Here is a 26,928-nt window from a genome sequence, read left to right as displayed (position 1 = left end):
ATATAACTTATTAAACAATCTTAATAATAAAACCATGGAAGTTCGCATCAAAAAATTCAGTGAAATTGGAATTAAGGATATAGGGATTGTTGGAGGAAAAAATGCCTCATTAGGTGAAATGTACAATCAATTGTCAGTAAAGGGTGTTCGTATTCCAAATGGCTATGCAACAACTTCAGGTGCCTTTTGGGAATTTCTAAAAGAAAATAATATTCAGGATTCCTTAAAGGACCTATTAAAACAACTTGATAAAAGGAATTATTCTAATTTAAAAACCATTGGTGAACAAGCAAGAGCACTTATTTTAAATGGAAAATTTTCATCCATTCTTATAGAAGAAATAGCACATGCTTACATGCAATTATCCGACAATAATACTAAGGAAGTAGCAGTAAGAAGCAGTGCAACCGCAGAAGACCTTCCAGATGCCAGTTTTGCTGGTCAACACGACACATATTTGAACATCAAAGGAAAAGCAGCATTACTTGAAGCTGTAAAGAAATGCTTTGCATCGTTGTACACCAATCGAGCTATAAAATATCGGGAAGACAAGGGTTTTAAACATGATAATGTAGCTCTTTCTGTAGGCGTTCAACTCATGGTAAGATCAGATAAAGCTTGTTCCGGGGTGGGTTTTACCATAGAACCTGAATCTGGTTTTGAGAATGTTATACTGCTTTCAGGTGTTTGGGGTTTAGGAGAAAACATCGTACAAGGCGCGGTGAATCCTGACGAATTTTATGTTTTTAAACCAAGTTTAAAGCAAAACAAATATCCTATTATCCAGAAAAAAATGGGTGACAAGAAACTTACCATGATCTATTCTCAAGAAAAGGAACAAACAACAACTATAAACCTAAAAACATCTAAAGAAAAGCAGGAACAATTTGTCCTACAGGACAATGAAGTAGTCTCTTTAGCTTATTGGGCACAACTTATTGAAGACCATTACCAAAAACCAATGGATATTGAATGGGCCAAAGACGGAATTACAAACCAATTATTTATTACTCAGGCGCGTCCGGAAACAGTGCATCAAACGCGCAATAAAAATATGCTGATCACTTATAAATTAATTGAAAAAGGAACCTTGTTGACTCAGGGAAATGCCGTGGGTTCTAAAATAAAAACAGGTATTGCTTGTTTTTTGAAAACACCAAAAAATGCTGGGCAATTAGATCAAAATTCAATTATTGTTACAGATACCATAACCCCAGATTGGGACCCGCTGTTAAAACGGGTTGCTGGTATTGTAACCAATAAAGGCGGTAGAACAAGTCATGCAGCTATTGTAGCCCGTGAGTTAGGCGTTCCGGCTATCGTTGGCTGTGGTAACGCAACCACAACTATTAAAGATGGTACAACCATTACTTTATCCTGCGCCCAGGGAAAAACAGGTTTTGTGTATCAAGGCAAATGCAAGTTTGAAAAAGAAGAAATAGATTTCTCTAATATTAATATGCCAAAAACAGAAGTAAAAATGATTTTGGCAGATCCCGAAAATGCTTTCCAGTTATCCTATTATCCAAATAATGGGGTTGGGCTTTTAAGAATGGAATTTATCATTACGCATCATGTTAAAGTACATCCTATGGCATTAGTGAAGTTCAATGACATTAAAGACGCCTCGGTAAAGCGTAAAATCATGAATATTACCAAAGGATATGATAATAAGCAAGATTATTTTGTAGACAAATTATCCCAGGGCATAGCTACTATTACTGCTGCTTTTTATCCAAAGGAAGTCATTGTCAGATTAAGTGATTTTAAAACTAATGAATATGCAAATTTAATTGGTGGTAAGAACTTTGAACCTCAGGAAGAAAATCCAATGCTTGGATTTAGAGGGGCCTCCAGATATTATAGCGAGTTGTATAAGGATGGCTTTGCCTTAGAATGTAAAGCTATTAAAAAAGTCAGGAATGATATGGGGCTTAAAAATCTAAAAGTAATGGTACCCTTTTGCAGAACATTAGAAGAAGGTAAAAAGGTGCTCACCAGTATGAAAGAAAATAATTTAACACGTAGTGAAAATGGTTTAGAGGTCTATACCATGGTTGAAATTCCGAGTAATGTCATTTTAGCTGAAGCATTTGCTGAAATTTTTGATGGTTTCTCGATTGGTTCTAATGATTTGACCCAACTTACCTTAGGAGTTGACAGGGATTCTGAATTATTGGGAAAACTATTTGATGAGAACGATGCAGCTGCAAAACAAATGATTAAAATGGCTATACAATCAGCTCATAAAACAAATACTAAAATAGGCTTGTGTGGTCAAGCTCCTAGCGATTTTCCGGACTTTGCTTCCTTTTTGGTAAAAGAAGGAATTAATAGTATTTCGTTTAATCCAGATGCTTTATTACAAGGCATAAAAAACATCAATAAAGCAGAAAAGATCTTAGTTAAAAAGCGTCTTGTAACAAATTTATAACTTATAAATTAAATCAATTAATACATCTTGAAAAATACACTATATATAATCGCATTGCTCACGTGCCTCTTTGGGTTTTCACAAAAAATAAGTACCCTATATGAAAATGCAAATAAAGCTGTTGTACTTATTAAAACATTACAAGCAGAAGTGCTCTATGAAGGAGGATTAGCCACCATGTCTGGATTGAATGGCTTTGGTTCTGGTTTTGTTATTTCAGAAGCTGGAGACATACTTACTGTAGCGCATTTAGTTCAAACAGCAGAATACATTATTGTAACCTTTGCAGATGGCGAAGAAATTGAAGCAAAAGTTCTGTATTCCTATCCATTATCAGACGTGGCTTTAATTCGAACACTTACGCCAAAAAGTACGCCATTAACTGTGTTGAAATTAGGAGATTCTGACTTAGCAAAAACAGGTGATCAAGTTTTTATTATTGGTGCTCCTTATGGTTTAAAAAGTTCCTTATCAGTGGGCTATATAAGTGGAAAATACACCCGGAAACCTTTGTTTAATGGCTTGATAACCGCTGAAATTATTCAAAGTGACGCTGCTATTAATATGGGTAGTTCTGGTGGCCCTATGTTTAATATGAAAGGAGAGGTTATAGGAATCGCCAGTTTTATTTTAAGCCGCTCTCAAGGATTTCAAGGTCTTGGATTTGCAACAACTTCCAATATAGCAAAAAAGCTTCTTTTAGAAGAGCATGCCATCTGGACAGGAATTCAATCCAGTTTTCTTTATGGTCATTTAGCTGAAATTTTAAACGTACCTCAAAAAGGAGGCATTTTGGTTGAAAAAGTCGCAGCAAATTCCTTAGGAGATCAATTGGGTCTGCAAGGCGGGTACTTTAGAACTATTCTTGAAGACAAAGAATATATACTGGGAGGTGATATTTTATTAATGGTTGAAGAAATACCGTTAACAAACGAGGAAAACCTGATTAAATCATGGTACAAATTACAGGAATTAAAACCTGGAGATCTGATAAGGTTTACTTTACTCAGAAGAGGTAAAATTGAAAAAATTTCTGAAATAGTTCCTTAAATTTTTTTGATCAATTTTAGATAACGCCCAAATTTACTCCGAAAAACCTAGAAAAGTGCCAAAGGGTTGAAAATTCCTGTATTTCTAAAATAGAAAATAAATATTGCTTATCATTTTCACATGATAATTGCATAAATGTTTTGGGTGATAAGCATCTTAAAAGGACTCACCGCAATTTGAAAGAAAGCGCAGTATTACACCTCAGTTTACTGTTAAAATTACTGAGAAAGATGGTCCTGAGATAATAAATAAAATAATAGTACATCAATTTCAAATTGTACCGCCCAGACGTTTAATGATTTGAGCCAAAATAAGAGAACCCATACTAAAGATTAATATAGTTAATAACTGACTTGAAGACAGAGTCACTAAAGAAAGTGATTTAGAGACTGCTGGTGTAATATATGCCAAATAAGTTAAACACAAGCATAAAGCAATGGCACCCCAAATATATAAATTGGAGGTGATTTCATTTTTAAAGAATGACAAATACCGCGCAGGCATATTAAAAACATTAAGTAATTGAGCTAATATCAGGGTATAAAATCCCATATTGTTTATTTGATTTGTTGAAAGTTCTAATACAACATGAGAATAAATGGTAATTCCCAAAACAGCTAAACTTATAGTGATCCCATAAATTATAGTGGTATGCCATAATTGTTTTGTCATTATAGGTTCTTTGGGGTTTTTAGGTGATAGTTTCATAATCGTTTTTTCACCTTTACCCAAGCCTATTGCCAAAGCAGGAAATATATCGGTAATAAGATTTAAAAATAGAATTTGTAAAGGTAATAAAGGCGTTGGCAAGTTTAAAATGGCTGCTACACCTACAGAGAGTATTTCGGCAAAATTGCTAGATAAAAGATACACTACAAACTGACGAATGTTCTGAAAAATAATTCTTCCTTGCTTTATGGCTAATTCGGTCGCTGTAAATTTATCATCTATAAGAATAATATCCGCAGCTTCTCTTGCGGCATCGGTGCCGCGAATTCCCATTGCAATACCAACATCTGCTTTTATTAATGCAGGAATATCATTAATGCCATCACCTATCATTCCTACAATATTATTGTTTTCCTGAAAGAAGCTAATAATATTTATTTTTTGTTCAGGAGTGACTCTTGCAAAAACTGAAGCATTAAGAAATTGGTGTTTCTTATTCTCAGAGAGTGCACCTGTGCTTTTAAAGTCATTACCTAAGATCACCGTATCTTCTGTTGCATTTGTGGATAATAATCCAATATCTATAGCTATTTTTTTTGCGGTACCAGGATGGTCGCCCGTAACCATGATTACCTTAATTCCAGCTTGTTTATAACTTTTGATAATGGGCTTAATGTCTTTTCTGGCAGGATCAACAAAGCCAATAACACCTAAAAAAATAAAATGGTTAAACAAGATCTTTTTTTTAGGTTTAGAAACTGTTTTTTTATAAGCAAAAGCCAAAGTTCGTAACCCTTTTGAAGCTAAGTTGTTAACTATATCAAACCATTCCTTTTTATTAATGAATACTTCAGGTTTTCCATTTTTCAATATTCGGTTACAACCACTGAGAATATTTTCAAAAGCACCCTTCACATAAATACCATAACCAACTTGATTAGAATTGACGGTTATCATCATCTTGCTTTTGGTGTTAAATGGGATTTTAAAAATTTCAGCATTCTTATTTCTAATAGCTTCAAGATTAAACCCATTTTTCTCTGCAAAATCTAACAAAGACAAGTCAATAGAGTCTCCATGTCTTTCATGTGGTTTTAATGATACGTCATTACAAAGTACACTAGTCATAACTAAAGTTTCAAAATCATTTTTTGAAGTTACCTTTGATGATATGTGATTTTCGTGAGCACAAATTTCTTCTGTAAGTTGGCTTCCAAGTACAAGTGTTTGTACTTTCATTTCATCTTCAGTAAGGGTTCCTGTTTTATCGGTACAAATTATATTGGTTGCTCCTAAAGTTTCAACATCTTCTAAATTTTTTATAATAATATTTTTTTTTGATAACCTAAGCATACCGTGTGCCAGCGCAATGGTTGCCACTATTGGTAAACCTTCGGGTATGGTGGCAACTGCTAGCGCCATTCCTGTTTGAAACATAAGAAGCATGTCATTTCCTCTCACAATACCAGAAAAGACTATTAAAATGGCCAAAATAAGGGTTAGCCAAATGAGTTTCTTACTTAATTTGTTTAACTTTTTTTCAAGAGGCGTATGGGCTATTTTTGCATTTATCGCCAATTGTTGGATAATACCCAATTGAGTATTCATTCCTGTTGCTACTACGATGGCTTTTCCTCTTCCTGAAAAGACAGTCGTCCCTTTAAAGACCATGTTGTTTTGTTCTGTTATAGGTGTATTTGAAGACCTTAATGCGTTCGTTTGTTTGTCTATAGGAAGGCTCTCACCCGTTAAAGTAGCTTCTTTAATCATTAAGTTTTCTACTACAATGAGGCGCGCATCTGCCGGAACAACATCACCTCTTTCAAGAAGAATAATATCTCCTGGAACCAACATTATTGTTTTTTCTCTAATGATCTTACCATCTCTTATAACTCGAGAAAATAAATGACTTAAATTTATTTTATGAAGTGTTTCTAAAGATTTTCTCGCCTGCAATTCCATAAAAAACCCAATCATTGTTGTTATAATCACAACTATCAATATGGCAATTCCTTCAAGCCAATCTTGAAATAAAAAGGCCAGTATAGTGGCTATTATTAGAATAAAAATAATTGGGTCAATAAATTGTTTGGCTAAAATGAGTCCTTTGCTCTGTTTCTTTTTTTTAAGGACTTCATTTCGCTTATAATATAGTAGTCGCTTTGCAGCCTCCTTTGAACATAACCCTTTATCAATAGCTGTTTTAAGTTTTGCGGCTACATTCTTAGAAGAAATAGCGAAGGCATTATTTATCATTTTTGCCCGATAATTACTATTGGTTTATTGGCATAATGTATTGCTAGAAAATAATTTAAGAAATGATATAGGTCATTATCATGTTTAAAAAGGCTTATAATTATTAGTATTTAATGATTAAAGACACTCATAAAGCGTATTGTAATTTACTTTATGTGAGCGTAATTTTATTTAACTATTTCTCTAATAGAATAGTTGATAGATAGATTAAAACACAAAATAAATACTATAAGCAGAAAGAATAAAGGAGAGGATTGGTGGATTTTTTAAATAGTCTGTATCACTTGGACTATCGGTAGGACAATTATCAAAGTTAATTGATAGGCCTAAAAAGATGATTTTTTAAATTAATACAAGTAATATGGCATATACGCCATGCCCTTTTAAACAAAATAATAACGACCAACATTCCATCAAATGATTTGTTACAAATGAAAAACCTTCGATTTTACAGTTGTAGCAAATCTTAATACAAACATGTTGTAAACTCGAAGATTAAATAATCCTGATGAAAATTTAAAAAAATAGTAAAATATTTTTTTTATTTGATATATCAATTATATTTGTGTCAAATACATAAATATGAAGATTCCATCTAAAACAGTTTTTTATACCATTGAAAAAACCATAAAAAGTTATAGAAAATTCGCGAATCATAATTTTTTAAAAGTGGTTGATGATATCACCATTGATCAAAAATTAATCCTACAATATCTTAATGCTTTCCCTGAATTGAACCAAAAAGAAATTGCGGATTTGGTTTTTAAGGATAATGCTTCACTAACCCGAATGATTGACCTCATGGTTAATAAAAAATTTCTCAAAAGATCAATGAATACGGAAGATCGCAGAAGATTTAAAATAGAAATTACTCCCAAAGGAACAGAAGTATTAAAAAAACTAGAACCTGTAATAGTAGCCAATAGGGAAAAAGCGTTTTCAGGTATTACAGAAGAAGAATTAATTCAGCTTGACATTACCTTGAATAAAATTTTATCAAACCTCAAATAAAAATTTTGAAAGCATTAAAACCCTATGATTATTAAATTATACTTAGCACAATATCTCGTTTACAAGAGAAATAAAAGATAAAGCAACCTGAAAAAGAACCAAAACATTTGAAAAAGAGAAGCAGAATAAAAAACAACCAAATAAGAAAAATGAAAATCAATACCCGACTATTCATCCTGTTTATAGCATTATTTATAACTGTGAATTTATCTAAAGCACAGGACCATTCATTAACCAATAAATATAAGGAAGAGGTGATTCAAAACCTGTCGCAATTAATGAATGATTATTATGTATTTCCTGAAGTAGCAAAACTGACCGAACAACATATTAAGACCCAAATGTTAGATGGTTATTTTGATTCGATTAAAAATAACGAAACTTTTGCGGCAGCCTTGACAAAGTCAGTACAAGCTATTAATAAGGATAAGCATATGCGTATTCGGTCAAATCAACCAAATATGACTTCAGAAACAGCTCAGGAAAGCATGATTGACGAACATATTGCTAGAATGGACAGATCCAGACTATCAAATGCAGGATTCAAAACTGTTCAAATTCTGGAAGGAAATATAGGTTATTTGGATTTAAGAGGTTTTGCTGGAATAGAAACTGGAAAGGACATTGCTGATGCTTATATGAAATTAATGTCAAGAACAGATGCAATTATTATTGACTTGAGTAAAAATGGAGGGGGCAGCCCAAGCATGGTTCAGTACCTATGTAGTTATTTCTTTAATCAGAAATTACTTTTGAATAGCCTGTATTGGAGAGAGGGAAATAAAACAGAAGAGTTTTGGACATTGGAGGACGTTGGAGGACAAAAAATGCAAGATATTCCCTTATTTATTATGACAAGCGAAAGAACTTTCTCTGGAGCAGAAGAATTCTCATATAATATGCAAACTCAAAAAAGGGCAACGTTAGTAGGACAGACCACTGGTGGAGGTGCTAATCCGGGACGTAGTATGAGAATCAATGATAATTTGAGCGTTTTTATTCCAACAGGAAAAGCAATTAATCCAGTTACTAAAACTAATTGGGAAGGCGTTGGAGTCATTCCAGAAGTGGCAACAAACGTTGAAGATACTTATGATAAAACACTTGCCTTAGCCCAGAAAGCCGCAGAAACTTATAGGGCCCAAAGAAATAAAAAATTCAACCAGTTGTTTACGGATTTAAGCAACCAACTTGACCACTACACAGTTGGAGAAACAGACGACATGATTTTTGAAAAATTAAAAAAATGTCAAGAAGCTAATTTGTTTAACGAAGGAGACATCAACAACCTAGGTTATGACTATTTACTAACATACAAAAAACCAAAAATAGCTGAATCGATTTTGAGAGCCAATGCAATTCTCTATCAAAACTCTGCAAATGCATTTGATAGTTATGCTGAATTGCTAATGATAAATGGCCATTTAGAAGCTTCCCTGAAGAACTATCAACAAGCCGTTGATATTGCTATTATAAATGAGGATAGAAATCTGGAATTATTTCAGAAAAATTTAGAAATAGTAAAACAGAAGTTGAAACATAAATAATTGTATAAAATTTATACTTAGATTTTAATTAAATAACGAACTGACAAACATTCAACTTCCGATTTTTACGTCTTACAAATCAAATAAAACCAATTAATTACTAACAAACAAATCATGAATAGAATTAAAATATTTTTAATTACAGGTTCTGTAATCTTTTCTTTACAATTTGTACAGTCCCAAACAAATAAAAACAATCAATTTTTACAAAAAGTTGGTGCTTTGGATAGCATATATTCCGAAAGCCTTAAAGAATACAGGAAAATTTATGTGCAACTCCCTGCGGATTACAACGCTAATAAAAATGAGAAATATCCAGTAGTATATATTTTGGATGGAGAAGTATTTCTCCCTACAGTGAATGATTTACAAAACTATTATAGTGGTGGTTTTACACCTGAAATGGTTATTGTTGGCATTTCAAACGATAAAAACAGAATGCGTGACTTAACAACTTCAAAAGTAACTGAGATGTATGGAAGTCCTTTTAAACAAGAAAACGGAGAGGCAGCTAATTTCAGTAAATTCATAGAGACTGAACTAATTCCATTTGTAGAAAAAAAATATCCTGTTACTAATTTTAGAACCTTAATTGGTCATTCTTATGGAGGCTTATTTACTATTTACACCCTAATTCATCACCCACAATTATTTTCAAATTATTTAGCCATCGACCCAAGTCTTGATTGGGACGATCAAAAATTAATAAATGAATCACGAGAAATACTTTCAAGTCAGAATTATAAAGGAAAAGCCTTATTTATGTCTTTAAGTGGACAATTGCATATGCAGAACTCGCAAATAACGATAGACAATGTAATGCAGGATACAACAGATTTCACTTTGTTCGCCCGTTCGAATATTGCCTTTTCAAAATTGGTAAAGCAAAATGCTAAAAACGAATTGTCTTTTGACTGGAAATTTTACCCCAGGGATATACATGGTACAATTCCTTTTCCATCTATCATGGACGGTTTAATTTCACTTTTTGAATGGTATCAAATGGAAAATACTGATAAATATAATATGCCAACTACCACTGCAGATGAAATTAATAAGATTGTTAGGTATCGACAACATAAACTTGAAACGCATTTCGGCTACGCTGTACCTCCTTTTCCCGAATTCTTAATAAATATGCAGGGTTACATGAGTATGGATATGGGCCAAATGGAAAGAGCAAAGATGTACTTTGAACTTACCATTGAGTATTACCCAAATAGTCCCAATAGCTACGATTCTATGGCCGATTATTATGAAAGAATGGATGATTTTAAAAATGCTTTAAAATTTGTAACTAAAGCGTATGAAATAAATGCTAATGATGATTACAAGCAAAGAATTGAAGAACTTAAAGAAAAAACTAATAAAGGTTAGTAACTTGTATGATTAATAAAAAGGATTATTTTGATTTATAAATGTGCACATCGATGTGTAACAATCGAACCAGACAGACCTGACTTCAAATCAAACTCTTGAGTTTTTTGAAACATTAAACTTGAAAATTATAATTCAAAACATATCCAGCTTTTCATAACTAATACAACTAGCAGAGTGAACATAAAAAATGTCGAACCTATTACTAATTTCAGAATTAGATAAATTTGATTCAATATTAAAAGGCTAAATCATTAGTTTAAATATAAATTCAAACAATTTTAAAGATTCAAATTTCTCTTTGAGTACAACCAATTGTAATTATTTATAAAAATAATATTGCTTAATAACGGCCTATCTTATTAAATTGAAGTAATATATAAACTACTTAGCGTTTATAAGTAATCACTTTATAAATTCCAGGAGTTACAATTTTTTGCTTAGTTGCTGGTGAATAGGCATCTGGCTCTCCCTCCTTTTTTTGATTTTTTACTAAGTCTTCTGAAGTTTCAAAAGTTCTACCAAATACTCTTAATCTCGAATTATGATAGGTTTCATCGCCATTCATCATGCGAGTTGTTACCCATTTTTCATTTTCATATTTCCCTTCAAAAACCTGCCCTATATAACCAATGGTATTTTTTACCTCTGAATCAAAATAGATAGACATATTCATCCCTATAACAATAAATTCATCAGTATCAGTTTGAATAATAATGCCAAATGAAGGTTCGTTGGGTTTTTCATACATCACTTTTATTTTGTAATCGCCCAAATAAATATCTTTATAGGTTTCGTCTGCTTCTTGAAGAACGGCTCGCATTTTACCAGTACCTTGATATTTTTTTATCAGATGTTGCACCTCATTGAGCAGCTCATAAGATTGTGTAAACACAAAATTATCTGCAGCATCTTCAATACCAAAAGGCGAAAAACAGATGGCATTGTGTTCGCCAAAAGCATAAAAAGCTCTTCCAACTTCTGCCTTTGACTCTGGAATTAGCAAAGGATTATCTTCTCTATGATACATGGCTACTATTTCTTTAAAGTTTTCCAAATAAATATCAGGAGATTGAATATCAACGTCTGGCGCAGCTGCTTTCCAAATATCCATGACTCTAGAAACTGGCCCTCCATTTGGATAAACACCAGGCAAATCTTCCGGTTTCTGAACTATCCAAGCATTAACCATCATGGGCAAGTTATATTGCTCGCGGCCCGACTTTGCTACAAAATTTATATAAGTAGCATATTGCCAAGTTGTAAAAAATGCTTTTGCCTCAGGGGTGTCTCCAAATATTTCTTTCCAAGTCCCAGAGGTTTTAAAGTTATACTTAGACCAGGCCTCACTTACATAAGTATTCAAATGCTTTCTATTTATCTTTAAATAGGTCATTAATTCTGTCGGAACATTTTTTTCAAATAAATCTAATGCTACGTTGTTGTAATCTATGTCTTGAAACATCCCAACCTCGTTTTGAGGTTGCATTAAAATTACGGTTTGTTCAGTATCAACCTCTTTTATGTGTTTCATAAGAGCTGCAAAGGCTTTTGCGTCGGCAATTTTGGTAGCTTCACAAAAAGGAGACATCGTTTCTATTTCCATTCCTTCTTTTGTCTTTACTCTAAAAAAACGTTTGATATCTTTTTTTACCCACATTGGCGTGTAGCTAGACTCCCCGTTTTTCCAACTGGCAAACCATAGTAAGCATACTTTTAAATTATTTTCTTTTGCATTGTCTATAATAGCATCAACAAGTGTATAATCAAAAACTCCCTCATTTGGCTCAAACTGTTCCCAAGCTAAGGTCACAAATACGGAGTTTAAATTCATAGCCTTTAATTTAGGAAACAACGGCTTCATATATTCTATGGTTGACGCCGAAGAGTTATGCACCTCCCCAGCAATCATTAAATATGGTTGGTTATTTACTATTAGCTGAGTAACATTATTTGTTTTTTTTAAATGCGGAATGTCTTGAGCATTTGTTGTTAATAATGAAAGTGTCATAAAAAATGAAGCTAAAATTGCCTTATTCATGTTTTTTAAATTTTATGGTTACTATTTTTTAATGTATTGAAAAATAAAGCCCGAAGTATTTATCGGGCCTTATTATGTCATGAATTGATCAACTAACTCAAATCAGTAATATTAAACAACATACTACTTAATAACTACTAATAATACACACTTTTCTGTGAGCTAACGCCATATTCAGACTTAATTCTTAAAAGATAAATGCCTTTATGATTCAATACTTTCTCACCTTTTTTACCATTTATTTTTTCCTCAAGAATTAATCTACCAGTTATGTCATATATTGATAAAAATGTGTTTTTTTGTTCTTTGTAAAAATGGACACTACCTCCTTTTGAAATAAAAACTCTGTTATTAATTTGCGCAATAGAATTAGTGCTTAACGTAGAAGACGTTCCAAAATAAATATTGTCAACGTAAGCAGAGTTTGCCTCCCCACTTGCTAGATATAACCATATTTTATTTATTTCATTACCCACATGACTAGTGAGATCAAGGCTATGCTCAACCCATCCAGAAGTTGCACCAGTATCATATGTTACATTGCCTCCCCAAACCTCAGTGCTACCACTTGAATAGTCGAATTTAATTTGAGCTGATATTACACTGTTAGGGTTGTATACCGAAAAGTAAATTTTATCTCCACTCACAGGAGTATAGGTAGGGAAAAATTCTATTTTCTGCCATCCAGTTCCAGACTGAGCACAAGTTGTACTAGAATTTACCCCATCTGAATTTGGATTTGATACTTCCGAACCACCATCAATGAAAATATTTGACGATATGGTATCATTATATACATAGGTTTGCGCTGGTGAAGTTAAAACAGAACTTGTATAAAAATAAACGTTGTCAACATAAGCAGAGTTTGCCTCCCCACTTGCTAAATATAACCATATTTTATTTATTTCGTTACCTACATGAGCAGTAAGGTCAAGACTATGTTCTACCCATCCAGAAGTTGCACCTACATCATATGTTACATTGCCTCCCCAAACCTCAGTGCTACCACTTGTATAGTCGAATTTAATTTGAGCTGATACTACATTGTTCGGGTTGTATACCGAAAAGTAAATTTTATCTCCACTCACAGGAGTATAGGTAGGAAAAAATTCTATTTTCTGCCACCCAGTTCCAGACTGAGCACAAGTTGTACTAGAATTTACCCCATCTGAATTTGGATTTGATACTTCCGAACCACCATCAATGAAAATGCCTGATGAAGTTCCATCATTATAAACATAGGTTTGCGCTTTGGCATTAAAACCAAATAGTAACAATGCAATTATTGCAGTTGTTGAGAAATTTTTAAATGTAATTTTTGTTTTCATAATAGATTAATTTAAGATTAGTGTTTAAGTTTGAAATTATTGTAAGGCAACTAATTATATATTAATTGCCTTATGGTTTTGTTATTATGGGACTTCTTTAAGCGAAATTTCATCTATATAAATAGTGCCTATTGCTGGTTGAACAAATTTGAACTGCGTATAGGCATTAGTAGCTCTGCCTTCTGAATAAACTTGTGTAAGATCACCTGTTTGGAACGTAACCGTTCTAAAAGACCATTCGTTTGTAACTTGAGGTATAGGACTGTACCAGGCGAAGTTTTTCCAAGACTGAATATCACTTTGATTCGTTACTTCGGCTGCGGTCACTTGATTAAAATCAGCGCTTTTTACATAAAAACTAAATTCGTATTTTTTGTTGCTTTCTAGCACCGCATTAGGAAAACCAATATTCCCTTTTGTATATAACTGAGATTCTACATTGGCAGTGTTAATAACAATTTTAGCAAAACCATTGGTGCCTAAAGCGCCTTCTCCTGCAGAATTTTCTACACTAAATACCATGGCGTCTGTACCGTTTGAAACCCAAGTTTCCCACATTTCAGTTGCCAACGTACTATCTTCAAACCCAAATACAGATCTCACATATTGCTCGTTTCCGACTTGAATATTGATTTCTTGTGTGTCTGTAATGCCATTTAAAAAAGTAACTTCTAAGATACATACAACTGGACCTTCTTGTCCAAAACTAACGCTTACTTCTGCATCAGTTGAAGTGGTTGGAGTACCACCAGGGAACGTCCAGACTCTTGAGGCAACACTGTTTGAATTATCTGTAAATGTTATGGGTTGAGAAGCGTCAGTTTTATAAGCACTTACATCAAAATTTATAAGCCCGCTTCCTACCTGAACATAAATGTTTTTCGATTCTGTAATCCCATTTGAAAACGTATTTTCAATGGTACAAGTAATAAGTCCTACGCTAGAAAAACTAACATTCACTTCTGGATCGGTAGAAGTCGCTGGGGTACCTCCTGGAAATGTCCATAATCTAGAAACTACACCCGATGAATAGTCAGTAAAAACCACTTCCTGACCTAAATTGGTTTGAGTTGTACTTACATCAGGGTCAAAGACAATTTCATCAGGATAGGTATGTTTGTCGTCACAACCAAGCAATAATAAAATAGCTGCAAAGGCATAAATCAAAATTTTTGTGTTCATTTTATAGTTTTATTATTTTTAAAAAGATTGTTTTAATTTTTGTAAACTATCAGCAATAGCCGCATCACTCATATAATAATTAGCTATCACATGTTGTTCATGTTGATCTATTGCCATAGCCATAGGGCCAATATTAATGTCATAAGGATTCCAATTGGGAACCGTTACCTTTAAATTTTGTGGCAAATTGTTTATTCTTATATTGTCTGGTAAGCCTAAAAGCGGATGGTAATAACCCATTGCTAAATAAGATTTTAAGGCTTCAATGGCTTGAGAAGGTGTAAAAGCCAAAGCCAAAGCAGCACCATAAGGGGCTGGAGATATTTGAATTACTTCAGAGGAATTAGCTCCTGAAACAGAAGCGCCTTGGTTGCTTATATAATTATTCCAATTAATAAAACCATTACTTTCCATATTGGATAGTGTTCCGCAAGCTGTAAGACCCATTAAAGGTTTAGCAAAAGCTGTTCTAGATGTGGCAGCATCAGCTGTAAAAGCTGCCATACTATTTGATTTATAGGGTTCTGTAGCACCTGTCCATAGTTGTAGCCAATTGTAAGTAAAACCACAGCCAAACCAACTTACATAAAAGCCATTTTTTTGCTCTCTGTAAATTCTATTGAGGTCTAAATCGTTTACTTTTCCAGAGGCTAAAGCTTCTAAATAAATAAGCTCAGTTTCTTCAGAAAAAGCATCTGCCCATACTTGTCCGTTTTTCTGCCCAAGCGTTGCATTAAATCCTTTAGATATTCTGCCTAATCTATAGTAATCACTTGTATTGGTATGAATCGTTTCTTTCCATAAAGGCCTGTTTAGTAATTCATCACAAATATTTACAATTTCGGCATCTGTACTATATTTTTGTTTAACCGTTCTTATACCAGCCGCACATATTGCCCAATCTATGGTGCTTATTGCTGCGGCATCACTTTGGTACATCCCACTTCCATCTGCATTGAAATAATGTAGTGGAAAACCATAAATTCCTGCAGAACCATTAAACCAGTTTTGTCCTTGCTGCCACTTGAGCATGGAAAGAATTCTTTCTTTTGCAAGTTGAGGATTTATCATATTTATATGTTCAGCTAATATATAATTAGCATACGCATACCCTAAACCAGATAATGAGACTCTGTTGTTTTCATCACTTGCTTCTAGCACAATTCCACGATTGCCTCCTACCTCTCTATAATTCCATAAAAAATAGTTGACACTCGCTTTTTGTAACCAATCCAAAAGTTGGGCATCTGTTGAAGGTGGCTGGAAGGCTGATGTAGAACTATTGTTTAAATAAATATCATCAATCCCTAATGCACCTTCTTTAAATGTATCTTGGTCTTGGTTTTCGCCTAGAATTTTAAATCCAAAATGATGCAGATTTTGATTGCTAATTGTCATGTTAAAAGTTTGCATTTCAGAAGTTATAATCTGAAAATTTTCACTTTTAATAAGTGACCCGTCTATGCTAAAAGCTTCTAATGTTAAATTGATAGGTACACCATAACTTACAGCCCTAAAGCTGATACCGCTTAAATTTTGTAAAAATGCTTCTGGTGCAGGAACTGGATTTATCAATTTTCCATGAATAGCCACTACAAATTCCAAATAATCGGTAGCCGTTTTAAAATTGTTAAAAGATATTTTATGTATAGCGTTGTAGCCGTTTCTAATTATTTCGGATGAAATATTAGTGTATTGGCTGTTTCTAATAACCCATTCAGAATTGACTTCTGTACTTCTGTTTTTTCCCATATCTGCGGTATAAATAGCAACACCCGGATAATGTGCAGGAGCAGCTAAGTTTGGCAGGGCATAAACGCTATTTACGGGAGGGTCTGGTGCAGGGTTGTCCGCTGGAGTTGGAGATTCTGCACCACCATCAGTGCCACAACTTGTAATAACAATTAAGTTAATGCTCAACATAAAAAACATATGAAGAGAAAAAAGTTTAAATAAGTTATGTACAATAAATATTTTCATGTAAAAATTTTGAAAAATTAATATCCTGGGTTTTGTGTTAGGCTACTTTTTTGCATTTCTTCAATGGGTATTGGCCACAGATAATGGTTTTCTGGAAAACTCCTTTTCCCTTTACTTCCCTCAAAATAAAAATAGCGGTATGACTTTACACCTGTAGTCGCATTTTTGATTACCTCAACTGCTACAATGTCTTGAGCAAAATCTGTTTGTGCATCTTTCCAACGGCGAGCATCATACCAGCGATTACTTTCAAATGCGAGTTCGATTTTTCTTTCATGTTTTATTTTTGCTAATAAATCACCTGAGGCATCTATTGGCGGCATATTTACGCCACTTCTTCCTCTTATTTGGTTGACATAATCAACTGCCGTTGAGGAAAATCCTAGATGATATTGAGCCTCTGCATAGGTTAAATAAAATTCTGAAAGGCGCATATATATCCAAGGTTGGCCACTTCCAGCTGGAGATTCTAAAGACCAGCTTTCATCTAAAGATTTTCTGATGCCATAACCTAATCTACTTCCATTCCACCAAAAATCTATCTCTGTATTTCTACTGTCTTTACCACCGTCCCAAAATTCAAGTTCTCTACTTTTAAATAACGTTCCGTCATACAAAACAGAATATTTAAGTCTTGGATCTCTATTCTCATAGGGATTATTGGGATTATAATCAGTTGCGTTTGGATTAATGATGGGTTGCAAATTATTTGCTAAACCTGTATACCCTAAAACAGGTATTTCTCCTAAAGTGGTTTCGTATTGGTCAATAAATTCTTGCCTTGGGTTTTCGCTTATCCAACCGCCATCGCCATTTGGAAAACGCCATTCATCAATTCTTTGTCCACCAGTATAATGGTAGTAGTAATCTGAAAGAACGTCAACAATTTCTGACCCATATTGATCAATAAACTGTTTGAAAAATATGACTTCAGAGTCCTTAGGGTTTAAAAACAGTCCTTTATAATCTGAGGATAAGGTATATTGATTTAAACTGAATAGTTGCTCGCAAGCATCAGAAACACTTTTCCATTTTGTATTATCATTGGTTGTATTGAACAGCGGACTCGCGTTGAACATTAAAGCTCTAATTTTTAATCCAATTGCTGCGCCTTTGGTAATTCTTCCGAAACTCTCACCTACAGCATCTGCTTTGTTAGGTAAATCTTCAATGGCTAAGTCTAGTTCTTTTACAATAAATTGCACACATGTTTCAAAAGTGGCTCTTTGAACATCAAAACTTCCGTTTAAATCAAAAGTATTTTCAATTATAGGAACGCCGCCATATCTTGCAATAAGTTCAGTGTAGAAATAAGCTCTTAAAAATCGGATTTCGGCAGTTAGGGTTTTTATTCTTTCTTCTTCACCAGTAAAGCCAACGATTTTTTCAAGAAAAATATTATCATTTCTGATGGCTGTATAAGCATCCAACCAAAAGCCATTGAAATAGTACATATTACCTGAGGTTAAACCTCCTTGGGTATATTTGTCTAAAAACCGAGCTTCATGCATGTGATAACTTTCATCGGTAATACCTGTGAGGCGTAAACCGCCAGCCCATTGATTAAAACCATGAGGTAGTTCATTATACCTGTCATTTACATAAAGCTCAATGAGATTTAGATCTTGCCAAACACTTACCTCTGATACAGCGTCAGTAGGTTCCAAATCTAATTCTGCACATGAAACAACGGAAAAAAGAATGGCGATTAGAATAGTTATTTTTATTTTTTTCATTTTATCCTATGTTTAAAATGTTAAGTTAATACCGGTAGAGATTAATCTTTGCTGTGGATAAAACCAACCTGTTGAAGAATTACTTTCAGGGTCATTTATTTTTGCATTATCATATATGAGAAATAAATTATTGCCAGTTATAAAAATTCTGAAACTCTCCAAACCAATTGATTTTAATAAATCCTGACTAAGTGAATACGATAATTCAACATTTTTTAATCTTAAAAAGGAATTGTTCTTTACCCAAATTGTAGAGACATTTTGGTAGCTACTGCTACCTAAATCATATGCTGCAGGGTAAGACGCATTGGGTGTAAAGTTTTCAGACACCCATCTATTTTCATAAAAATATGCTTGCTGATTTAAATCAAAAGGTCTGTAAATGGTTTGTGCCCCGGCCTGTCCTTGAAATAATACATTCAGTGCAAAATTTTTCCATTCTAGTCCCATGGTAATTCCATAAACAACTCTTGGAGTAGGAGACTTGTCTAAAATGATTTGATCGTCTTCAGTTATAAATCCGTCTCCGTTTTTATCAGTAAATTTTACATCACCAGGTTTGGCATCTGAGAAATGTGCAGAATTATCAATTTCATCTTGGTTTTGATAGATACCGTCTGCTTGATAGACAATTAAATAATCTACAGGATTGCCCGTTCTCCTTTGCCATTCTGGAATGTTAGGAGATTCGTCTATAAATTTAATTTTGCTACGGGCATAGGTAAACTGGCCTCCTAATGAATAGGATACCTCATTGATAGTATTTCTATGATTTAGCTGAAGTTCTATCCCTTTGTTTGAGACTTTTCCAATATTTTCATCAGGTAAAGTTAAACCTGAAAAAATAGGTATAGAAGCATTTCTTGGAGCAAGTATGTCAGATCTGTTTTCATAAAAAGCATCTATGCTTCCCGCTAATAAATTTCTTTTAAGTCTAAAATCTATACCTAGATTTATTTTCTCTGCCGTTTCCCAAGTTATATTAGGATTTGCGGTAGTTCCAGGTGTTAAACCATTGGTTCTTATTGTAGTTTCACCAAAAATATAAGAATTGTCTATATCATAAAACTGAAGGTATTGAAAATTAGGGACTTTGTCGTTTCCAAGTAAACCCCAAGACCCTCTTAATTTTAATTCTGTAACTAAATCACTTTTAAAAAAATCTTCTTCAGATATTCTCCAACCTAAAGATGCCGCTGGAAAAAACCCATATCTATTATCTTTTGCGAAATTGGCTGAGCCATCATATCTAAGAGTAATATCAAGTAAATACTTATCATCAAAGGCATAATTAAATTTACCGAAGTAATTTCTTCTTGCTGATTGATATCCTTTACCATCATTCTGAATATTTTCATCAGAACCACTAAACAAAAAAGGAATATTTTCTGAAATCAAATCTTGCCGAGATGCGGCGATATACTCTCCTTTCTGTTCATATTGCTCATAGGCAATAAAAGAACTTATAGCATGTTTATCAAAAGTTTTATTATATCCAAACTTAAAGTGAAACGTTTTATTGAGTTCTTCACTGTATTGCTGAAATAAGTTAATCCTTCCTGTTTGAAACTTTAAATTATTATATGTTCCTGTTGCTTCATCATATTCATATTGATCAAAAGGTTTAGAAAGATCTTTTCTGGTAGTCGTATAAAAATCTATTGCAGCGTAACCGGAGGCGTAAAGTCCTTCTGTAATAAATGGCAAATCCCATGTAAAAGAAAATTTGGAATCAAACTTTTTAGTGTTTGTCTCCTTGCTTCCGCTATTGCCATTGACTAAATTAACTGGGTTTCCAGCTGATGTTTTAGCTACTAAACCATTTTCAAAATAAGGAAACTCATAGGGGCGTTGTACAAATACTTGTCTAATTAAAGCATCAGTATCTAATGTAGGGCTGTTTTTATCGCCTATTCTCGCAGCCAAATCAAAACCCAACCTAAAATTATTAGATAATTGTGTGTCAATATTTGATCGAATATTATACTGTTTGTATCCGTAGGCATCGCCTTTATAGAGTGCGTCCTGATCTAATAATTGACCGGATAAATAAAACTGTGTTTTCTCGCCACCGCCCCTAATACTCGCAGCGTATTGAGATTGTGGTGTCCAGTTATCTACAACTTCATCCCACCAATCGGTATCTCCCCAAACAGATTTGTCGACAGAGCCATCTCTGTATTGTCTGATGACGCTTTGAAACTCCGTCGGTCTTCCGTTTCTGCTATTTTGCTCATCAACCCAAGTTAGGTATTGTTGGGCGTTCATTAAATAGGGCCTTCTTGTTGCCTGCGCAAGCGAATAATTATGGTTAAAACTAAAAACAGTTTTTCCGTTTTTACCTCTTTTTGTAGTTACTAAAATAACTCCATTAGCAGCTTGAGCCCCATAAATTGCTGCGGAGGCATCTTTTAAAATTGAAATACTTTCAATGTCATCAGGGTTTAGTCTTTCAAAACTACCGCGATTAGCAATGCCATCTATAACATATAGTGGTGTATTATCTCCGGTAGTGCCTTTTCCTCTAATAAGAATATCTACACTATCACTGCCTGGCTCACCACCTCTTGAATTAATAACCAAACCTGCCACTCTACCTGTAAGGTTATTGGCTAAATTGGCTGTTTTAGATTCTTGAATTTCTTCCGTTTTAATAGCCGAAACGGCTCCTGTTAAGGTAACTCGTTTTTGAGTTCCATAACCAACTACAACGACTTCATCTAAAAGAGAAGCATCTTCTTTTAAAACTATATTAATATTGGTTTGACTATTTGTATTGATCTCTATAGTTTCATAGCCTATATAGGAAACAACTAATATTGCATTTTGATTTTTAAGTGTTATAGAAAATTCGCCATCAAAATCTGATTGCGTGCCGTTTGTTGTTCCTTTTTCTATAATATTGGCACCTGGTAGTGGTTGACCTGACTCATCTTTAATAGTACCATTTATTTGATACTGTTGTTGTTTTTCTTCATCTGAAGGATTTACCTTAATTATAGGATTCCTTTTAATAAAAATTGTATTGTCTTTTGAAAACTCAAAATTTATATTATCGTTTTCAAAAGTTTGTTCTAATAGTTTGATTACTGTAATCTCTCCCTTTTTCAATTGGACTTTTGGCATATTCAAAAAGGCATCTTTTGGATATACAAAGTTAAATTGAGTCTGCTTTTTAATAATCTTGAATACTTGATTAACACTAGCTAATTGATCTTTTTCTATGATAACCTTTTCTTGAGAAAACGAATATTCACTAGTGAAGCCAAAAAAAGTTGTTACAATTAAAAAGATAAATGTTTTCATAACCAATAATAGAAGCCGTTTCCTAAATAGGAAAAGGAGATTAATTAATTTAATTTGCATAAATTTGTCTTGTGTTAATTATACATTAGTTTAATTGATACTCTTATGAGGGACGAGGTTTATGACACTGCGAATTGTTTATACTTCGTTCCTTTTTTCTATTCTAATATTACTTTTTCATCATTAATTGTAAAGTTTTTAATAACTCCGAAATTTTTAATACCGTTCAGTATTTCTTCTATATTTTGATTTTTTCTTAATATTCCAATAAATTCTTCTTTTTCGATTGATTTATTTTTAAATACAACCTCAATATCATACCAACGAGATAGAACCGTCATGATATCTTTAAGCGATTTTTCCTCAAAACTAAATACACCATCCTTCCATGATATTTCATTAAAAACATCGATTTCTTTAATCGTTGAAACATTAGTTTTTAAATCTAGATTTAACTGCTGGTTTGGTATTAAGTTTTGTTTTCTGTTCTCAATACTTATATCTACTTTACCCTCTACTAGGGTTGTATATATATTATTTTCGTCTTTATAAGCCTTAATATTAAACTCTGTACCTATCACTTCTACTTCTTGTGATTTATTAAGCACTTTGAATTTAGAACCTTTGTGTTCTGTACTTGGGGATACAACAAAATACGCTTCGCCATAGACCAACTCAACGGTTCTTGCTTTACCTTCTATAAAACTAACAGGATATTTTAATTGAGATTCAGAATTTAACCATACTTGCGTTCCATCAGAGAGTTTAATAAAAAACTGGCCACCTCTGGGAATCGTTAAATAGTTATATGCAATTTCGCTAGTTTTAGGTTTTTCAGCTTCATAAATAATTTTCTCCCCATTACTGCTAGCATTTTGTGTTTGTACAGAAGTACCTTTTTCAAGAGCGATTTGAGAACCATCCTCTAAAGTAAGTGTTGCTTTATCAGTTCCAGGCAAAATAGTATTTGTATTTACTATTATTGATTTAGCCTCGATAGTTTTGCTAAACAAATCATCTCTCAAGAAATAGGTTGTAGTTAGCAATCCAACAATTACCGCAGCAGCTGCAAAGCGCATTACTTGATATCTTCTTTTAAGTTTGAAAACCTTTCTCTCATTTGCTATTTCTTTTAATAGCTCAATCTTTATTTTCTCTGAATTGAATTTTTTCATATTATAATCAATAGCGTAATTTGTTCTAATATATGAATTGAACAATTTTTCATTATTAGGATTTTGAACCCATTTTTCTAAATCATTCAACTCTGAAAAATTAGCTTGATGACTAAGATATTTTATTATGATATTTTGTATTTTATTTGATTCCATATTATTGAACTCTATATTACTAAAACGTTACAATTTTGCATAACCCTAACTTTTATAATCACTTTTTTTATATTTTCGCAACAATCAATATCAATTATTATCAGTTTCTGAAATGGATATTAGTTTTATAAATGACATTACTTTAATAAAAGCCTTAAAAAAAGGAGATTCTAAAGCTTATACTTTTTTAGTAAATAACTATCATCATAAACTTTGTGTTTATGCCTTTAGTTTGACTAATGACCATGATTTATCAGAAGATATTGTGCAGAATGTTATTATGCGTATTTGGAAACAAAGGCAAAAGCTAAAGGATGATTTTGGAATTAAAAGTTATTTATATAGGTCTGTTTATAATGAGTTTATTGATCAATACAGAAAACAAAAAGCCGTATTAGCCCTAGAAAAAAAATATATTGATGCCTTAAGCACTATTTTAGAGGAAGAAGATGAAAACTCCTTAGAAAAATTAATCAAACTTGTTAAACAAGAAATCGAAAATCTTCCCCCAAAATGTAAACAGGTGTTTTTAATGAGTAAACAGGAAGGACTTACCAATATAGAAATAGCTGAATACTTAAATGTTTCAATAAAATCTGTTGAGGCGCATATTACTAAAGCCTTTTCTATTTTACGCAAATCAATTGGAGATAAAATGAATGGTATTTTGTTTTTGATATTTGGAATGCAAAAAAAACTAAATAAATTATAAATATTTAGTTTCTGCATTATATAAAATAACTATTCGCTTTTAAGCTCTTTCATATAACTCCAAAACATTTAAAAACAAAAAACCTCCAACCAAAAAGGTTGAAGGTTCTAGTGAACCAGATAGACCTGACTTCAAATCAAACACTCGAGTTTTTTATAAAATTAAACTTGAAAACTTTAAGCTAAAAAATAAAACCCTCAACTTTTTAGGTTGAAGGTTCTAGTGAACAAGATAGACCTGATTTCAAACCTAACAGTTAATTTTTTTGAAAAAAATACTAAAGAAAATATAAACTAAAAAAACTCCAACCAATTAGGTTGAAAGTATACCTTGTAACTCGCCTGTTTGTATTTTATCTAAATACGAGCCTTTTTTTCCAATTTTTTAAGCGTAGGTTTAAATCCTATATTTTTTATAAATTTTGTTTTAATTTATTTTACAGATATGTTATTTTTTAGGCGACCTTATTATTAATAATTTTTGATAAAATTAAATTTGGTACCATAAAATATGGTACATCTTAATCATTATTAAATTTTATTTCAGATTTAAACTAAATTTTCAATAAGTTTTTTCTACAAAAAAAGAGGTTATCTGAAATTTATCAGATAACCTCTTTGGTTAATAGTTAATACCTATTATTAATTCATTTTGAAACTACAATAGGAACAGCTTTCACTGTATAATCATTCATCAATCGTACATAATACATCCCTTCATCAATCTTTAAAGGAAGGTCGATAGTCAAATCTTGATTAGGAACAAATGGTTTCTTAACCTTCATAATTTGACGTCCAGAAGTATCATACATGGCAATGTCAGCGTATTCGCCATTATACCCTTCAAGTTTAACGTTGAAGCTAGTTTGAACAGGATTAGGATAAATACTCATCGTTGTTTCTATACTTAGTTTCGATGTCGATGTCGCAGTCACAGTCGTACCCGACTCATCTGGCACATTGATATCTAACCACGTGCCGTCAGTAAAGTGAACGCGAATAGTGTAACCAGAGCTCACGACTTTATTACTGAAGTCGAATCTCAAAATGGCTTCACCAGTGAGAAGCGTAGCACCAATCCAACCCGTATCAGTGACATCCAATAAGGCTTCTGCTGGATCGTCATTTCCTTGCCAGATTAAATCATTAGTCTTACCAAACGTGAGCCAGACCTTGATCAAGTTACCGTTACTTTCAGGCCATACAACATAGACTTCATCAATGGTTTTATTCTCGCCCGTTAAGTTGTTCAAACGCGCTGTGAGTCGTTTACCATTGGTTTGTAAACGGTCCAGCGTAATACCAGGACCAATCGTTACGGTGGCGTCGTCTGTTGCCGTCTCAGTTTCAAAAGAATCTTCTCCGCTTGTATCCGCTATGTTCAAGATATCAAAATCATTGGTCACATTACCGCAGGACTTAAGGAATCCTTGTGGGCTATATCGGCCAATCGAGAAATAGGCTATCTGCCAGTTCGTGTCAACCCCTTGAACAGGTCCACCAGACTGTCCCCAACCACCTGTGAAAGGATCGGAACATGATAGATGCAGTTCGAATGCTGGATCTGGTCCTGGTGGGTCAAAGATAATATCGTTTCTTGTTAGACTGGTAATGATAGTTACATCGCCGGAGATATCGTCACCGTTAAGATACACTTTACCAGTGGCCGTCGATCCTTCCAGAACACTACCATTCAGGAAGACGAAGTAAAAGTCGTCACCAGCGGTATCTGTACCATAAGGCGAAACTCCGTCTTGGATGAATGGTGCTACCAGGTATTCAACAGTAATCGTTACAGACTCACCGGTTGGAATTTGAACGGTACAGTCCATTTCCTGATCATCCTCTATTGTATCACTTACTGAACAATTACCACTGCCACTGCCAGTGCCGTTAGGAGTCACATTAATACTGGTAATATCTAATGAGGAATTTACAAAATCCGTCACCGACACGTCAACCGCGTCTGATGGTCCAGTATTACTCACCACTATGGTAAAGGTTTGGAAAGTGCCTTGCGGTACATGCGTTGGATCAAATGTTTTAACAATATCCAGGTCAATATCAACCTTAATATCTATTGAGTCACTACTATCGTCGTTAACACTTATAGTGTTATCGTCGGTTGCGATAGCATCCACTGTGGCGTCATTCGGTACATTAGGTAATAAGTTGAGACGTCCTCCTACTCCATCTGCTTCTTCAACATCAGAAGCCACTTCAAAGTAAACGGTAATGGTTTCTGAAGCACCTACTGCCAGTGATGAAATAGACCACTCAACGGTTTGGTCATCACCATCAGAATCGGCATCTGATCCTGCGGTACCACTAACACCCGTAACTGTGAGGCGATCGTCAACATCATCAAAAATATCGACGTTGCTTAGTGGCGCTGTACCATCATTGGTTACTACCAACGTAAAGTAACTTCCATTGCCACCCGCAATCACAGAGTCGTCTGTAAATGTTTTGACGATATTAATTGATGCTACCAAGATGTCTTGAGTGAATGAGGTTGGGTTATCGCAATCATCCGTTGCTGTAAAAGTTATTGTTACCGAACCACCTGCTCCACAATCATCATTTATAGTTGTGAAATCGTTAGACCAAGATACGCTTCCACAAAGATCTGATGCATTTGCACCTCCATTATCTGCTAACCACGCAGCTATTGAATCTGCATTACTATCACCAATACCAATACCATCATCACAAGCTAAAATTAAATCACTGCCTGCAGTATCTATGCTTGGAGCTGTAGTATCCACAATGGTAAAGGTGGCATCTTTAGTAATCTTGTTGCCACATTCGTCTGTCAAGGTAAAGGTTACTGTTTCTGTTCCTGTTCCACCACATAGGTCACTAAGACCTGCACTGTTATGAGTTACTGTTGCTGTTCCACAAGTATCACTACCAGAGAAACTTGCCAACCATGCCGCAAATGCTGCTGCATTAGTAGCAGGATCACA

General features: G+C 33.7%; 15 protein-coding genes. 6 read left to right on the top strand and 9 right to left on the bottom strand.

Features of this window, described 5'->3' with window-relative positions:
- Window positions 1–34 precede the first annotated feature (34 nt).
- Window positions 35–2,434 carry a phosphoenolpyruvate synthase gene (gene ppsA, locus V8G56_RS09890; RefSeq protein ID WP_395438289.1) on the top strand — a complete coding sequence of 800 codons (2,400 nt, stop codon included), beginning with the start codon at window positions 35–37 and terminating at the stop codon, window positions 2,432–2,434.
- A gap of 27 nt (window positions 2,435–2,461) precedes the next feature.
- Window positions 2,462–3,484, top strand: a complete 1,023-nt coding sequence (locus tag V8G56_RS09885) for a S1C family serine protease (protein WP_395438288.1) — start codon at window positions 2,462–2,464, stop codon at window positions 3,482–3,484.
- Between the two features lie 270 nt (window positions 3,485–3,754).
- Here V8G56_RS09885 and V8G56_RS09880 read toward each other — a convergent pair whose 3' ends face one another.
- Window positions 3,755–6,409 carry a cation-translocating P-type ATPase gene (locus V8G56_RS09880; RefSeq protein ID WP_395438287.1) on the bottom strand — a complete coding sequence of 885 codons (2,655 nt, stop codon included), beginning with the start codon at window positions 6,407–6,409 and terminating at the stop codon, window positions 3,755–3,757.
- A gap of 582 nt (window positions 6,410–6,991) precedes the next feature.
- Here V8G56_RS09880 and V8G56_RS09875 point away from each other — a divergent pair.
- The 3 genes from V8G56_RS09875 to V8G56_RS09865 all read left to right on the top strand — a co-directional run bounded on the left by V8G56_RS09875 (window position 6,992) and on the right by V8G56_RS09865 (window position 10,344).
- A complete protein-coding gene (locus V8G56_RS09875) occupies window positions 6,992–7,420 on the top strand; it encodes a MarR family winged helix-turn-helix transcriptional regulator (protein ID WP_395438286.1) in 429 nt (142 codons plus the stop codon).
- A gap of 149 nt (window positions 7,421–7,569) precedes the next feature.
- Window positions 7,570–8,967 carry a S41 family peptidase gene (locus tag V8G56_RS09870; RefSeq protein WP_395438285.1) on the top strand — a complete coding sequence of 466 codons (1,398 nt, stop codon included), beginning with the start codon at window positions 7,570–7,572 and terminating at the stop codon, window positions 8,965–8,967.
- Between the two features lie 114 nt (window positions 8,968–9,081).
- A complete protein-coding gene (locus V8G56_RS09865; protein WP_395438284.1) occupies window positions 9,082–10,344 on the top strand; it encodes an alpha/beta hydrolase-fold protein in 1,263 nt (420 codons plus the stop codon).
- A gap of 388 nt (window positions 10,345–10,732) precedes the next feature.
- On the opposite strand, the gene V8G56_RS09860 is transcribed toward V8G56_RS09865, so the two are convergent.
- From V8G56_RS09860 to V8G56_RS09830, 7 genes are all read right to left on the bottom strand, one after another.
- Window positions 10,733–12,385: a GH35 family beta-galactosidase gene (locus V8G56_RS09860; protein WP_395438283.1), complete on the bottom strand. Its 1,653-nt coding sequence runs from the start codon at window positions 12,383–12,385 to the stop codon at window positions 10,733–10,735.
- Window positions 12,386–12,522: 137 nt separating this feature from the next.
- Window positions 12,523–13,713 (bottom strand): T9SS type A sorting domain-containing protein, encoded by a 1,191-nt coding sequence (locus tag V8G56_RS09855; protein WP_395438282.1) that lies wholly within the window; start codon window positions 13,711–13,713, stop codon window positions 12,523–12,525.
- Between the two features lie 84 nt (window positions 13,714–13,797).
- Window positions 13,798–14,895, bottom strand: coding sequence for a PKD domain-containing protein (locus tag V8G56_RS09850; protein ID WP_395438281.1), 1,098 nt, complete (start codon window positions 14,893–14,895; stop codon window positions 13,798–13,800).
- Between the two features lie 18 nt (window positions 14,896–14,913).
- Window positions 14,914–16,875 carry a hypothetical protein gene (locus V8G56_RS09845; protein ID WP_395438280.1) on the bottom strand — a complete coding sequence of 654 codons (1,962 nt, stop codon included), beginning with the start codon at window positions 16,873–16,875 and terminating at the stop codon, window positions 14,914–14,916.
- 17 nt (window positions 16,876–16,892) lie between these two features.
- Window positions 16,893–18,611, bottom strand: a complete 1,719-nt coding sequence (locus V8G56_RS09840) for a RagB/SusD family nutrient uptake outer membrane protein (RefSeq protein ID WP_395438279.1) — start codon at window positions 18,609–18,611, stop codon at window positions 16,893–16,895.
- 12 nt (window positions 18,612–18,623) lie between these two features.
- Window positions 18,624–21,917, bottom strand: a complete 3,294-nt coding sequence (locus V8G56_RS09835) for a SusC/RagA family TonB-linked outer membrane protein (RefSeq protein ID WP_395438278.1) — start codon at window positions 21,915–21,917, stop codon at window positions 18,624–18,626.
- Between the two features lie 158 nt (window positions 21,918–22,075).
- On the bottom strand, window positions 22,076–23,248 hold the full coding sequence (locus V8G56_RS09830; protein ID WP_395438277.1) for a FecR family protein: 1,173 nt from the start codon (window positions 23,246–23,248) through the stop codon (window positions 22,076–22,078).
- A gap of 112 nt (window positions 23,249–23,360) precedes the next feature.
- Here V8G56_RS09830 and V8G56_RS09825 point away from each other — a divergent pair, with 112 nt between their 5' ends.
- Window positions 23,361–23,960: an RNA polymerase sigma factor gene (locus V8G56_RS09825; RefSeq protein WP_395438276.1), complete on the top strand. Its 600-nt coding sequence runs from the start codon at window positions 23,361–23,363 to the stop codon at window positions 23,958–23,960.
- Window positions 23,961–24,606: 646 nt separating this feature from the next.
- On the opposite strand, the gene V8G56_RS09820 is transcribed toward V8G56_RS09825, so the two are convergent.
- Window positions 24,607–26,928: T9SS type A sorting domain-containing protein (locus V8G56_RS09820; RefSeq protein WP_395438275.1), on the bottom strand; the 2,322-nt coding region annotated here is incomplete at its 5' end.

The organism is Gaetbulibacter aquiaggeris, from assembly GCF_044003965.1.
In the GTDB taxonomy this organism is placed as follows: domain Bacteria; phylum Bacteroidota; class Bacteroidia; order Flavobacteriales; family Flavobacteriaceae; genus Yeosuana; species Yeosuana aquiaggeris.
This window is presented reverse-complemented; position numbering and strand designations above follow the sequence as displayed.